At 68.0% G+C, this 13,210-nt stretch carries 9 protein-coding genes and 1 riboswitch; of the genes, 1 reads left to right on the plus strand and 8 read right to left on the minus strand.

Going from position 1 to position 13,210, the window contains the following annotated elements; translation table 11 throughout:
• Positions 1-66: 66 nt before the first annotated feature.
• Positions 67-1,701: a HEAT repeat domain-containing protein gene (locus QQA13_RS02835; protein ID WP_159082196.1), complete on the plus strand. Its 1,635-nt coding sequence runs from the start codon at positions 67-69 to the stop codon at positions 1,699-1,701.
• A gap of 148 nt (positions 1,702-1,849) precedes the next feature.
• Here the strand turns inward: QQA13_RS02835 and QQA13_RS02840 are convergent, their stop codons facing one another.
• The 8 genes from QQA13_RS02840 to QQA13_RS02875 all read right to left on the minus strand — a co-directional run bounded on the left by QQA13_RS02840 (position 1,850) and on the right by QQA13_RS02875 (position 13,200).
• A complete protein-coding gene (locus tag QQA13_RS02840) occupies positions 1,850-2,125 on the minus strand; it encodes a GIY-YIG nuclease family protein (RefSeq protein ID WP_108471936.1) in 276 nt (91 codons plus the stop codon).
• Between the two features lie 4 nt (positions 2,126-2,129).
• A complete protein-coding gene (locus QQA13_RS02845; protein WP_108472009.1) occupies positions 2,130-2,759 on the minus strand; it encodes a glutathione S-transferase family protein in 630 nt (209 codons plus the stop codon).
• Between the two features lie 73 nt (positions 2,760-2,832).
• Positions 2,833-4,689 (minus strand): ATP-binding cassette domain-containing protein, encoded by a 1,857-nt coding sequence (locus tag QQA13_RS02850; protein WP_108471935.1) that lies wholly within the window; start codon positions 4,687-4,689, stop codon positions 2,833-2,835.
• A gap of 102 nt (positions 4,690-4,791) precedes the next feature.
• Positions 4,792-5,991 (minus strand): methionine adenosyltransferase, encoded by a 1,200-nt coding sequence (gene metK / locus QQA13_RS02855; RefSeq protein ID WP_108471934.1) that lies wholly within the window; start codon positions 5,989-5,991, stop codon positions 4,792-4,794.
• Between the two features lie 180 nt (positions 5,992-6,171).
• Positions 6,172-8,466 (minus strand): 5-methyltetrahydropteroyltriglutamate--homocysteine S-methyltransferase, encoded by a 2,295-nt coding sequence (metE, locus tag QQA13_RS02860; RefSeq protein ID WP_108471933.1) that lies wholly within the window; start codon positions 8,464-8,466, stop codon positions 6,172-6,174.
• Between the two features lie 193 nt (positions 8,467-8,659).
• Positions 8,660-8,870, minus strand: a riboswitch (cobalamin riboswitch).
• A gap of 53 nt (positions 8,871-8,923) precedes the next feature.
• Positions 8,924-9,910 carry a tRNA dihydrouridine synthase DusB gene (dusB, locus tag QQA13_RS02865; protein ID WP_108471932.1) on the minus strand — a complete coding sequence of 329 codons (987 nt, stop codon included), beginning with the start codon at positions 9,908-9,910 and terminating at the stop codon, positions 8,924-8,926.
• A gap of 54 nt (positions 9,911-9,964) precedes the next feature.
• Positions 9,965-11,080 carry a PepSY-associated TM helix domain-containing protein gene (locus QQA13_RS02870; protein WP_108471931.1) on the minus strand — a complete coding sequence of 372 codons (1,116 nt, stop codon included), beginning with the start codon at positions 11,078-11,080 and terminating at the stop codon, positions 9,965-9,967.
• Entirely contained in the window at positions 11,077-13,200 is a 2,124-nt protein-coding gene (locus tag QQA13_RS02875) for a TonB-dependent receptor (protein ID WP_108471930.1), read from the minus strand. Before QQA13_RS02875 ends, QQA13_RS02870 begins: the two co-directional genes overlap by 4 nt.
• Between the last annotated feature and the right edge of the window lie 10 nt (positions 13,201-13,210).

The following is a 13,210-nucleotide window of genomic DNA, read 5'->3' on the forward strand; positions in this document are numbered from 1 at the left end:
TTGTGGCTGGGACTTCTGCAGGCGACGCCGGTGGCAGCAGCGCCATGCGCCAGCCTGGATCGCTGCATGCAAGTGGTTCATGCCGCCGCGTCAACGCTGACGCCTGGTGCGTGGTATCCGTCCTGCGACGCCTTGCGCGAACAGTTCGAAGTCTACGGTGAGGAAGCCAGGCATCGCCTGCTGGCCGTGGCCAATGCCTCGAACCCGGCCGAACACGACATCGCCGGTTGCCTGCTGGCGGGTTGGCCGGCGTGGTCGCCGTCCGACATGCCCGCGCTGAAGCGGGCGATTGCGCTGGAAAACGGTGGCGGCTGGATCGTGCGTGCCATGGCGAAGTTCCCGCAAGAACAGGCGGCGGAAGTGGTCATTCCGATTGTCGAGCGTGATGGGGCCATGAACCAGGCAGGTTTCGTGCTCGCCGAAGCGATGCCTGCGGCATTGCCGCAGGTGCTGCGCAGAATGGTCCACGCAACCAGAGAGGCGCGCGACAATCTTGCTGCTGCGCTGTCGTTTGAGTCCTCGTTCCCCGCCGATACTGCTTCCCTGGACCGGATGCTGCACGCCCTGGTCGACGCATCGACGAATCATTCGCTTCCCGCAGACGAGCGGGAGCAGGCGCTGCTGCTCGTTGCCAGCTTCGGTATGCGGGCACGCCAGCATGGCGCCGCGATCCGGGCCCTGGCCAATGACGATGATCCGCGATTGCGCAAGGCGGCGCATTCCGCCTTGCGCTCAATGCTGGATCCTTCGGTGCTGGAGGAGATTGTGGCCAGTTGTCCGCTACCCGGAACCGAGGCCACGTTCAAGCCGGATTCCGGCGTGCCACCACCGTCCGCGGATGCACCGGGCGAAAGCGGTGCAGCGGGTTGTTTCGATGCGCTGGCTGGCATGGGACGGGATGCCAGGCAGGTGGCGCCACGGCTGCTGCCCTATCTGAAGTCCACCTCTTGGCAATGGCGGGTGCAGACGGCAGAGGCGCTTGGCCTGCTCGGCAACCGTTCGGTGAGTTCGGCCTTGCTTCCGTTGCTCGAGGACCGCGACTGGCAAGTCGTGGCTGCGGCGATTCTTGCCGAGGTCCGGCTGGGCGACGAGACGGCCATTCCGTCGCTGCAGCAGGTCGCGCAGACACACTGGTTTGCCGACGTTCGGCGTGCCGCCAATGAGGCCGTCGCGGCCATGCAGGCGGGCAACCCCAAGGTGCTGGAGTCGCTGTACAGGACGGATAACCGGTTCGCCAACCTGCTCTTGAACAATCCGCTCGCCAGACAGGTGGCCAGTTGTCCGCTGCTGTCGGCAACGAGAGCTCCGATGAGGGTGCATCTTCATGCCGGCACGCTCAGTGGAAGCGATCGCGGGGAGTTTGGCGGCAACCTGGTATGGATGCGCGCCGGCGATCCGTCGAAGGTGCTGCTCGAAAGAAACGTCAGCGGCATGCTGAAGCTGTCCGATCGCACGGCCTGGGTGATCACCGGCCTGTCACACATGGGCATGGAATACGCGGCGGTCTACCGGGTCCAGACAACGGACGAAGGCAAGGAGGTCACGATCTCCCGTCTGCTGAACCTGCCTGCGGCCAGTCGTGATCTTTCGGTCGACGGAGACGGACTGCGCAGCAGCAGTCGGGTCGGCTCGTACCTGCTGGTTCCTGCGGATGCCGAAGGTCGGTCGGTGCGGATCAGTCAGGTCGATTGTGCGCACTGATCTTTCCGTGAACGGCCGCATCCGCATCGCCGAACTCAGGCAGGTGCTGTCGCTGGGTCGCCCGGCCCAGATCGAGCCGGGCAGCGAAGCAAACCTGTTTCGCCTTGATGCCTCCGGCGATACCGCCAGCCGGGTGCAGGGTGCGCTCCTACAATTTGAGGCTTGCTTGCAGGGCCGCGATGCGTGCCTCGCGTGGCAGCCGCTTCCACGCGATCTCCAGCTTGAGCGCCTCGCCGCGGCTGGCGACCCATATCCAGCCCAGCAATTGCTTCGGCGGGTTGGAGCGGGTGAAGCGGGCGCCCTTGCCGCTGAGGTGTTTCGCGTAGCGCTGCTCGGGGTCGCGGGCGATGCCGGTGTAGACGCGGCCGTCGGCACATTCGAGCAGGTAGACGGCCCAGGCGTCCGTGCCGGGGGCATCGCTCATGGGCTCAGGCCCACTCGACCAAGCCTTCGGCCGCGCAGACCTGCTTCCACGACGGCCGTGCCTTCAGCCGCGTAGCCAGTGCCGCCAGCTGCGGCCATGCCGTCGCCGGCTTCGGCATGTTGCGCGACCAGCGCATCAGCATCAGCGCGTACAGGTCGACCACGCTGAAGTGGTCGCCCAGCAGATACGGGCCATGCGCGGCAAGGTGGGCGTCGAGCTTCGTCCAGCACTTCTCGATGCCGGCGCGGGCCGCCTGCTTGACCGTGTCGGCGCCTTCGGGCAGGTGGTCGCCGGGGTAGAACCACTGGCGGAACAGCGGCTGCAGGTTGTTGGCCAGGTACAGCATCCACTGCAGGTAGTCGGCGCGTTTGGCACTCCCTGCGGCTGGCGTCAGCGCCGCCTCGGGATGGCGTTCGGCCAGCAGCATCGCCAGCGCCGCGGCTTCACCGTGCGGAACGCCGTCGACCATCAGGGTCGGCACCACGCCGTTCGGGTTGACCGCCAGGTACGCCGCGCTGCGCTGCTCGCCCTTGTCGATGTCGATGCGCTTGAGCTCGTGCGGCGCGCCGATTTCCAGCAGCGCCAGGTGCACCAGCAGGTTGGCCGAGCCGGGGGCGTAGTAGAGCGTGTACATGGCGATCATCCGCAAGAGTAATCCAGCGATGATACGCCGACGACCTGCCTGACGATGGCGTATCGGAACAGTATCAGCCGTCCAGTTCGGACCAGCGCGCGTAAGCCGTGTCGAGTTCGGCCTGCAACGCCACCAGTGCCTCGTTCGCCTTGACGATCGTGGCGCTGTCCTGCTGAAAAAACGCCGGTGCGTTCATCGCGGCGGTGCGGCCGGCGATATCGGTTTCGAGTTGCTCGATGCGTTTCGGCAGCTGTTCCAGTTCGTGCTGTTCCTTGAAGCTGCGCTTGCGCTTCGGTGCAGCCGGCGCAACGGGGGCCGGTGCGGGAGATTTGCCCGCAGTGGCGGCACTGCGCGGTGCCGGCCGCTGGCGCAGCCAGTCGCTGTAGCCGCCCACGTATTCGCCGATGCGGCCTTCGCCTTCCAGCACCAGCGTGCTGGAAACCACGTTGTCGAGGAAGGCGCGGTCATGCGAGACCAGCAGCAGGGTGCCCTGGTAGTCGGTCAGCAGTTCTTCCAGCAGTTCGAGTGTTTCCACGTCGAGGTCGTTGGTGGGTTCGTCCATCACCAGCAGGTTGGACGGCTGGGCGAACAGCTTGGCCAGCAGCAGGCGGTTGCGCTCGCCGCCGGACAGGCGGGTGATCGGCGCGCGCGCACGCTCGGGCGAGAACAGGAAATCCTGCAGGTAGCCGATGATGTGTTTGCGTTGGCCGTTGAGCTCGATGTACTCGCGGCCTTCGGCCACATTGTCCAGCGCATTGAGCTGATCGTTGAGCTGCAGCCGGTGCTGGTCGAAGTAGGCGACCTGGATGCCGGTGCCCAGTTCCGCGCTGCCGCGCTGTGGCTTGAGCTCGCCCAGCATGATCTTCAGCAGCGTGCTCTTGCCGGCACCGTTCGGGCCGATGATGCCGATGCGGTCGCCGCGCATGATGGTGGTGGAAAGGTCGTCGATCAGCACGCGGCCGCCGTAGGCCTGATGTACGTGTTGCAGGTCGATCACCTTCTTGCCCGAGGCCTGCGCGTTGGCCGCGGTCATCTTCACGTTGCCGCCGAGGTTGCGCCGCTCGGCGCGCTCGTTGCGCAGCGCCTTCAGCGCGCGCACGCGGCCTTCGTTGCGCGTGCGCCGGGCCTTGACGCCCTGGCGGATCCACACTTCTTCCTGCGCCAGCTTCTTGTCGAACAGCGCGTTCGCCTGCGCTTCGGCGTGCAGGCGTTCCTCGCGCCGGCGCAGGTAGTTGTCGTAGTCGCCGGGCCAGTCGGTCAGCGCACCGCGGTCGATCTCGACGATGCGGGTGGCCAGCGCGCGCAGGAAGCTGCGGTCGTGGGTGACGAAGATGATGCTGCCGGCGAACTGCTTGAGGAAGCTTTCCAGCCAGCCGATCGCCTCGATGTCGAGGTGGTTGGTCGGCTCATCCAGCAGCAGCACGTCGGGCTTGCGCACCAGCGCCTGGGCCAGCAGCACGCGGCGCTTCATGCCGCCGGACAACGCGGCGAAGTCGGCCTCGCCAGGCAGCTCCAGCTGGGTGATCACGTCGCTGACGCGGCGATCCAGGTCCCAGCCGTGCTGCGCCTCGATCTGGTGCTGCACGTCGCCGAGCGCATCGAAATCGCCCGCATCGAGCAGGTGGTGATAACGCGCCAGCAGCCGGCCCAGGTCGCCCAGCCCCTCGGCGACCACATCGAACACGCTGCCTTCGGTGCCGTGCGGCACTTCCTGCGCCATCCGCGCGACCACGATGCCGTTCTGCACGCGCACCTCGCCGTCGTCGGCATGCAGCTCGCCGGCGATCAGCTTCATCAGGGTGGATTTGCCTTCGCCGTTGCGGCCGACGATACAGACCCGCTCGTTCGCCTCGATCGACAGATCGACATGTTCGAGCAGGAGCGGGCCGCCGATACTGAAGTCGACGCGTTGCAGTTGGATAAGGGACATCCGCCTATTGTAGCGGCAGCCGCGGCCCGGCTCGCGTCATCATGGTCGCAAAAGAAACGGGCCGCGCAAGGCGGCCCGTTCGTCTGCAGCATGCGGAACGACTTACTTCAGCTTCGCATCCTTGCGCAGCGCCTCGGCGCGGTCGGTCTTTTCCCACGAGAACGTGGTGTAGGACTTGCCGTTGGCGTCCTTGACCAGCTGCGGGGTGCGGCCGAAGTGGCCGTAGCTGGCGGTCTGCTGGTACATCGGGTGGATCAGGTCGAGCATCTGCAGGATGCCGTACGGGCGCAGGTCGAAGTGCTTGCGGATCAGCTTCTCGATCTTCTCGTCGCTGATCTTGCCGGTGCCGAAGGTGGTGACCGAGATCGAGGTGGGATGCGCCACGCCGATCGCGTAGCTGACCTGCACCTCGCAGCGGTCGGCGATGCCGGCGGCGACGATGTTCTTCGCCACGTAACGCGCGGCATAGGCGGCCGAACGGTCGACCTTGGACGGGTCCTTGCCGGAGAACGCGCCGCCGCCATGACGGGCCCAGCCGCCGTAGGTGTCGACGATGATCTTGCGGCCGGTCAGGCCACAGTCGCCCACCGGGCCGCCGATGACGAACTTGCCGGTCGGGTTGATGTGGATCTTGGTGGCCTTGTGCAGCAGCTTGGCCGGCAGCACGGGCTTGAGGATGTGCTCGCGCACCGCCTCGATCAGGTCCTTCTGCTTGACCGACGGGTCATGCTGGGTCGACAGCACCACGGCGTCGATCGCAGTGGCCACGCCGTTCTCGTAGCGCAGGGTGACCTGGCTCTTGGCGTCCGGGCGCAGCCACGGCAGCGGCGAGTTCTTCCGCTTGCGCACTTTCGCCTGCTGCTCGACCAGGCGGTGCGAGTAGTAGATCGCCGCCGGCATGAAGTCCTTCGTCTCGTTGGTGGCGTAGCCGAACATCAGGCCCTGGTCGCCGGCACCCTGGTCTTCCGGGTTCTTGCGGTCCACGCCCTGGTTGATGTCCGGCGACTGCTTGCCGATCAGGTTGATCACGCCGCAGGTGGCGCCGTCGAAGCCGACGTCGCTGGAGTCGTAGCCGATGTCGAGGATCACCTTGCGGGTGATCGCCTCCAGATCGATCCACGCGCCGGTGGTGATTTCGCCGGCGACGATCGCCACGCCGGTCTTGACCATGGTTTCGCAGGCCACGCGGGCGCGCGGGTCCTGCGCGATGATCGCGTCGAGCACGGCGTCGGAGATCTGGTCGGCGACTTTGTCCGGATGGCCTTCGGAGACCGATTCGGAGGTGAACAGGTAGTTGGACATCGCGGTTTATATCCCTTTGTACGGATAGAAAGATAAATGAAGTCGGGCATGATACATCGCCGCCTGCGGTTTTGCAGCCCGCGACGATTCTGGGTCCTGCGGGGTTAGGTCCGTGTTCAGCCGTTTGGACGGCCGCAGGATCGCCCGCTCCCGCGAGAGCGGACGATCGCCGGCGACGCGCTATCCGGGAATGGCCGCCAGCTCGGCGCGCAGCTGCAGCGCGCCGTCGACCATGTGGCGCAGGGCCTGTTCCACCTCCGGCCAGCCGCGGGTCTTCAGGCCACAGTCGGGGTTGATCCACAGCTGCCCGGGCTGCAGCACGTCGAGCGCCTTGTGCAGCAGGTCGAGGATTTCCTCCTGCCCGGGCACGCGCGGGGAGTGGATGTCGTAGACGCCGGGACCGATGCCGTTCGGGTAGCGGAAGCGGGCGAAGGCATCGAGCAGTTCCATCCGCGAACGGCTGGTCTCGATCGAGATCACGTCGGCGTCCATCGCCGCCACCGCCTCGATGATGTCGTTGAACTCCGAGTAGCACATGTGGGTGTGGATCTGGGTTGCATCGCGCACCCCGCCGGCGGCGATGCGGAAGCATTCCACCGCCCACGCCAGGTAGCCGGGCCAGTCGGCGCGACGCAGCGGCAGGCCTTCGCGCAGGGCTGGCTCGTCGATCTGGATCAGCCCGATGCCGGCCGCTTCCAGGTCGTGCACCTCATCGCGCAAGGCCAGTGCGATCTGCCGGCAGACGGTTTCGCGCGGCAGGTCGTCGCGCACGAACGACCACTGCAGCATCGTCACCGGGCCGGTCAGCATACCCTTCATCGGCTTGTCGGTGAGCGACTGCGCATAGCGCGACCAGCGCACCGTCATCGGCGCGGGCCGGGCCACGTCGCCCCAGATCACCGGCGGCTTCACGCAGCGCGAACCGTAGCTCTGCACCCAGCCGAGCCGGGTGAACAGGTAGCCGTCCAGCTGCTCGCCGAAGTACTCGACCATGTCGTTGCGCTCGGGCTCGCCATGCACCAGCACATCCAGGCCGAGGCGCTCCTGGAAGCGCACCACGCGGTTGATTTCCGCCTGAAGCACCTGCTCGTAGGCCGCGTCGTCGAGCCTGCCGGCGCGATGCGCGGCGCGTGCCTTGCGCAGGTCGTCGGTCTGCGGAAACGAGCCGATCGTGGTGGTGGGCAGCGGCGGCAGGTCGAGGACTTCGGCTTGGGTCACCCGGCGCTTCGCATGGGCGGATCGGCGCAGCGAGGCCTGCGGGCCGAGCGCGTGCAGGCGACCACGCACGCCGGCAACGACCACGCCGGGCGCATTCGCCTGCGCGTCCAGCAGCCCCTGTTGCGCGACCAGTGCGGCATCGGCTTCGGGTTGGCCGGCGAGGGCATCGGCGTACACGCGGAGCTCCTCGATCTTCTGCCGCGCGAACGCCATCGATGCGCGACGCTGCGGGTCGAGCCCGGTTTCCGCTTCAAGGTCGATCGGCACATGCAGCAGCGAACACGATGGCGCCAGCCACAGGCGTTCGCTGCCGATCCGCGCCTGCGCCCTGCGCAGCAACGGCAGCACGCGCGCGGGATGGCTGCGCCAGATGTTGCGGCCGTCGACCACCCCGGCGCTGAGGATGCGGTCGGCGGGCAGCGCATCCAGCACGACATCGAGCTGCTCCGGTGCACGCGCCAGATCGATGTGCAGGCCGTCGGCCGGCAACGTGGCGGCCATGGCCAGGTTGTCGCCCAGCGCACCGAAATAGCTGGCCAGCAGCAGCCGCGGCGTGCGCGCCGCGGCGAGTGTCGCGTACGCGTGGCGGTACGCCGCGCGGTCGTCGTCGTCCAGGTCGAGTACCAGGCAGGGCTCGTCCAGCTGCACCCAGTCGGCGCCGGCGTCGGCCAGTTGCCCGAGCAGGTCGGCATAGGGCGGCAGCAGGGCATCGAGCAGGGTGAGCCGGTCGCTGCCGTCCACCGTCTTGGACAGCAGCAGGAACGACACGGGACCAAGCAGCACCGGCCGCGCATGCAGGCCGAGCGACCTCGCCTCGCGGAATTCCGCCAGCGGCTTGTCGCCGTTGAGCGCAAAGCGCTGGCCGGCCTGCAGCTCCGGCACCAGGTAGTGGTAGTTGGTGTCGAACCACTTGGTCATCTCCAGCGCGTGCAGGTCGTGGCCGCCACGCTTGTGGCCGCGGGCCATCGCGAAGTAGCCGTCCAGCGCGTTTTCCGCAAACACCGGCCGGTAGCGCTCGGGGATGGCGTCGAACAACACGGCGGTATCGAGCACGTGGTCGTACAGGCTGAAGTCGTTGCACGGCACGACATCGGCGCCGGCAGCGCGCGCCAGTTGCCAGTGGCGAAGGCGCAGGATGCGGGCGGTGTCCTGCAGCGCCTGCGCGTCGGTGTCGCCGCGCCAGTGCGATTCGAGTGCGCGCTTGAGTTCGCGTTTCAGGCCGATGCGCGGAAAGCCGGCATGGGTAACGAGTGACATGGATATTCCTCCTGCAGGATAGGCAAAGAGGAACGAAGGAGATGGCCGACGGGATTGCCGGACCGTTGACCTTCGCCCCCGCGGGCGAACCGGTGTTGCCGCGGGCAGGCGAAGCCGGCGCGAGGCCCTGGGGCAGCGACGCGCAGGCATCGGTGTTCCCCCGCGGAAACGCCAGGCCGGGCGGAAACGCAAGTGGGCGCTTCCGGCTGAGGCAGGTATTCGGGCTCGTGGACGTGTTGCGCGGCCTACTGTCCGTCGCTTCCCGGATGCATCGCATCCAGTGCCTGTGACGGAGGTCGTTTCCACATACCGCTGCGGGGCAGCGCCGGATTCGCACCGGCTTCCCTTGAGGCCGTCGCTTCACTCACATGAGGCGACGGCTACCATCAACGTTTCGCAAATTAGACGTATGGACGTCCAAAGTCAAACGGACATGCCGTCACGCCAACGGAATGGATCAGGCGGCCAGCCGTTCGCCGCTGGCCAGCGCGGCGAAGTAGTCGCGGGTCAGGCGTAACTGCTCGCTGGCGGTTTCGGCGCGGTTGACCACCTGCCGGAACGCGGCGTTCTCGGGACGGTCCTTCGCGTACCAGCCCAGGTGCTTGCGTGCGATGCGCACGCCGGCCTGCTCGCCGTAGAACGCGTGCAGGTGCTCGAGATGGCCGAGCAGGATCGCCGCCACTTCGGCCGGTTCGGGTTCGGGCAGCAGTTCGCCGGTGGCGAGGTAGTGGGCGATCTCGCGGAAGATCCATGGCCGACCCTGGGCGCCGCGGCCGATCATCACGGCGTCGGCGCCGGTGACGGCGAGCACGTGCCTGGCCTGCTGCGGCGTGCAGACGTCGCCGTTGGCCAGCACCGGGATGCGCACCGCGGCCTTCACCGCGGCGATGGTGGCGTACTCGGCCTCGCCTTCGTACTTGTCGGCGCGGGTACGGCCGTGCACGGCCACCGCGGCGATGCCGGCGTCCTCGGCGATGCGCGCGATGTTCAGCGCATTCCTGTTGTCGCGGTTCCAGCCGGTGCGGATCTTCAGTGTCACCGGCACGTCCACCGCATCCACCACCGCCTTCACGATGCGCGCCACCAGCGGCTCGTCCTGCAGCAGTGCGGAGCCGGACCACACGTTGCATACCTTCTTGGCCGGGCAACCCATGTTGATGTCGATCAGCTGCGCACCGTTGGCGACGTTGAAGCGCGCCGCCTCGGCCAGCATCGTCGGGTCATAGCCGGCGATCTGCACGCTGACCGGTTCGGGTTCGCCGGCGTGGTCCATCCGGCGCAGCGACTTGCGCGTCTGCCACAGGCTCGGGTCGGCAGTGGTCATCTCCGACACGGCCAAGCCCGCGCCGAGCCGCTTGCACAGCAGGCGGAACGGCTTGTCGGTGACGCCCGCCATTGGGGCGAGCACCACTGGCGGGTCGATGTGGTAAGGGCCGATTTGCATCCGGCTATTGTAGTGAATCCCGGAAACCGCCGTTCTGGTGTTTTCCGGGATCGTTTACTGGCGGTGGCGCCGTTGGCGCGCACGCCAGAACAGGAACCCGGTCACCAGGAAGAATGGCGGCAGCACGCCGGCCACGGTTACCGCGAGCTGCCACGTCCGGCCGCCGACGCCGCCCGAGTGCAGCGGGTAGACCGCGTTGTTGATGCGCGTACCGATGCCATCCGCGGTGGCGTCATGGCTGCCCAGCACGGTGGCGTCATAGGGGTCGAGCCAGATCGTGCTGCGCCCGACCTGATGCCATTCGCCGGGCGCCTGCGCGCGGATCGCCAGCTGGCCGTTGCGCGCTCCCGGCAGCGTCATGCGATGCAGGGCGGCGCCGGGCAGCGCACGTTGCGCGGCGGCCAGCACGGAGGCCCAGTCGATCGGTGCATCACGCAGCGCGATCGCCGCCGGCGGTTTCGGCGGTGGCGGTTCTGCGAACACCGCACGCAGCAGCCGGCCGGTGCCGGCGCCATAGACCATCAGCGTGCCGGTGAGGCTGACCAGCAGGATCAACGGCAGGGTGAGCACGCCGGTACTGCGGTGCCAGCTCAGCCAGCGCCGCGTGGGCGGCTGCGCATGCGGGCGCAGGCTGGCGGCGAGGTTGCGCCGGCCCGGCCACCACAGCAGCGACCCGGACAGCAGCAGGAGCAGCACCAGCCAGCCGAGCACGCCCAGCACTTCCTCGCCGGTTTTGCCGGCCAGCAGATGGGTGTGCCACTCGCGCACGACTTGCAGCACGTCGCCGCGCGGCGCGCGCGTCAACAGCAGCTCGCCGCTGGCCGGGTCGAGGTAGCGGCGCGTGCCATCGCCGAAATACAGCTGCCACACCGGCAGGCCGGGTAGCGGCAGGTCGGCGGCGCGCAGGTCCTGCGGCTGCCATTCCGCGGCGATGCGCGAGAGCACGGCCGCGCGCTGGGCCGCGTCGGGCAACACGTGCCCGGCGAGCTGCGGGTAGGCCGCGCGCAGCCACGGCTGCTGCCAGGCGAGCAGGCTGCCGCTGAGCGCGATCAGTGCATACGCCACGCCGACGCTGAGGCCGAGCCACAGGTGCAGCCGCTGCAGCCATTGGCGCGTGCGTCCGCGCAGTCGCCACGGCGTTGGTTCGGCGGTGGCGGCAGGTCCGCTCAAAACACCTGCTGCCAGGTCAGCGAGACCACGCGGCCGCGGCCGGCGAAGTACGAGTCGTCGTCGCCGACGGTCTGCGCGACGTAGTTGATGTACTGCTCGTTGGCGAGGTTCTGCACGCCCAGCGTCCAGTCGCCGGCGCGGCCGCTGTGCCACTTCAGGTAGGCGTCAGCGGTGCTGTAGCCGTCGAAGTGCGCGCTGCGCCGGCCCAGCGTGGCAAAGTCGCGGCTGTAGGCGTGGCTGACTTGCAGGTAGCTCGACCAGGCGTCGTTCCAGTGCTGCGTCCACGACAGGTTGAGCCGGTTCGGCGCGATGTTGGCGCCGTCGAGGTCGGAGTCGACTTCGCCGTCGCCGTTGCGGTCCGAGCGGCCGCGGTTGATCGCGAAGGAGGCGTCGAGGCGGGTGCCATCGAGTGGCTGCCAGTTCGCGCGCGCCTCCCAGCCACTGATCGCGGTGCGCTGGCGCATCACGTTGTAGACCTGGTTGGGCGCGTCGAACACCAGCACCGAGCCCAGCCGCGAGCGCGAGACGTAGTAGCTCACCCGTGCGCCCACTCGGTCGCCGGCGTACTCGGCGCCCACCTCGCGGTTGTCCGAGACCACCGGCTTGAGGTCGAGGAAGCTGGCCACGCTCTGGCCGGGTTTGTTGATCGCGCGCAGCACGCGGCCCACGTCGGGCAGGGTGTAGCCCTCGGCGTAGCTGGCGAACAGGTTGAGCCGGCCGGTGAGGTACCAGACCGCACCGAGGTTCGGCAGCGTCTTGCTGAAGCGGGTGGAGCCCCCCTGCACGGTGACGCCCTTATAAGCCGCCAGTGTCTGGAAGGTCGGCACCTCCAGCGTGCCGTGCTCGTGGCGCAGGCCGCCGGACAGCGACAGCGACTCGAGCGGCCAGTATTCGGCCTGCAGGAACGGCGCCCAGCCGGTGTAGGTGCTGTCCGGCACCCAGTGGCGACCGGTGTGAGTCAGTTCCTGGAAGGTGGTGTCGCGATAGCCGTCGGCGCCGGCCAGCACGGTGAGCTTGTCGTCGAGCAGGCCGCGCTTCGCCCATGACAGCCGGGCGCCGTCCTTGGTCGACACGTTCTGCGACTGGTCGAACAGCAGGCCCGGGCCGTAGGCCGGGTCCTGGAAGGTGCCGAACGTGCCGCCACCGAACAGCTCGCGGTTCTTCTGGTGATAGAGCTGCGCACGCAGTTCGCCGCCGGCCAGTTGCGGGTCGCGGTAGTCGAGGCTGCTGGTCAGCACGCGGTTGCGCGGCGCATCGCCGGGCTGCTTGCCGCGGACCGAAGTGGTCGGCAGGTCGGCGGCCATGTCGCCCGGTACGGCGGTGTAGTCGCCGTTGCCCTGCAGGTCGAAACGGTTGACCGTCAGCTGCAGCCGGCGTGCGCCCGCGAAGTCGTAGCCGAGCTTGGCAAAGCCGTCGGTGCTGCGCGAATCCATCAGGTCGCCCTGGGTACCGTCGACGCCGATCAGCCGTCCCTTCGCGTCGGAGTACATGCCGCGCTTGCGCCATGCCGCGCCGGCGACCAGGTCGAACGCGCCGCTGCGCATGCCCAGCAGGTACGCCGCGCCGTAGCCCAGGCCGTTCGCACCGCGGGTCGGCGCGCTGGTGTTGACGGTGACTTCCTGGCGCACGCCGTCCTGCTTCGGCGCCTGCTTGGTGATGATGTTGATGATGCCGCCGGCGGCGCCCAGGCCCTGCATCGAATTGGAGCCCTCGACGATCTCGATGCGCTCTATCATCGCCGGGTCGATCGTGTAGGCATCGCGCGAACCGTTGCGCAGCGGGCTGGACTGCGGCACGCCGTCGATCATGTACAGCGGGTTGCGCCCGCGCAGGGTCTGCCCGCGCGAGCTGAGTTTCTGCGTCGAGGGGGCGAACGAGGGCAGCAGGTTGCCTATGGCGTCGGAAAGGTCCGGGTTGATCGCCAGCTGCTGGCGCAGGTCCTCGGCGGTGATCACCGTGATCGTGGTCGGCAGCGCACCCTGGCTCTGCGGCATGCGCAGCGTGCTCTCGGAAACCTCGATGCGCCGGAGTTCGACGGCATCCTTCTGGTCGGCGGCATGGGCGACGCCGGCGAAGGCGAGCACGAGGGCAAGGGCGAGCGGACGAACGGTGGATGACATGGGGGCCTCC

The organism is Rhodanobacter thiooxydans (assembly GCF_030291135.1).
Lineage (GTDB): Bacteria > Pseudomonadota > Gammaproteobacteria > Xanthomonadales > Rhodanobacteraceae > Rhodanobacter > Rhodanobacter thiooxydans_A.

Excerpts from the sequence above, each read along its gene's own strand:
- QQA13_RS02835 (WP_159082196.1), top strand. The coding sequence starts at position 67 with ATGCAAGTGGTTCATGCCGCCGCGTCAACGCTGACGCCTGGTGCGTGG.
- QQA13_RS02840 (WP_108471936.1), bottom strand. The coding sequence starts at position 2,125 with ATGAGCGATGCCCCCGGCACGGACGCCTGGGCCGTCTACCTGCTCGAA.
- QQA13_RS02845 (WP_108472009.1), bottom strand. The coding sequence starts at position 2,759 with ATGTACACGCTCTACTACGCCCCCGGCTCGGCCAACCTGCTGGTGCAC.
- QQA13_RS02850 (WP_108471935.1), bottom strand. The coding sequence starts at position 4,689 with ATGTCCCTTATCCAACTGCAACGCGTCGACTTCAGTATCGGCGGCCCG.
- metK (WP_108471934.1), bottom strand. The coding sequence starts at position 5,991 with ATGTCCAACTACCTGTTCACCTCCGAATCGGTCTCCGAAGGCCATCCG.
- metE (WP_108471933.1), bottom strand. The coding sequence starts at position 8,466 with ATGTCACTCGTTACCCATGCCGGCTTTCCGCGCATCGGCCTGAAACGC.
- dusB (WP_108471932.1), bottom strand. The coding sequence starts at position 9,910 with ATGCAAATCGGCCCTTACCACATCGACCCGCCAGTGGTGCTCGCCCCA.
- QQA13_RS02875 (WP_108471930.1), bottom strand. The coding sequence starts at position 13,200 with ATGTCATCCACCGTTCGTCCGCTCGCCCTTGCCCTCGTGCTCGCCTTC.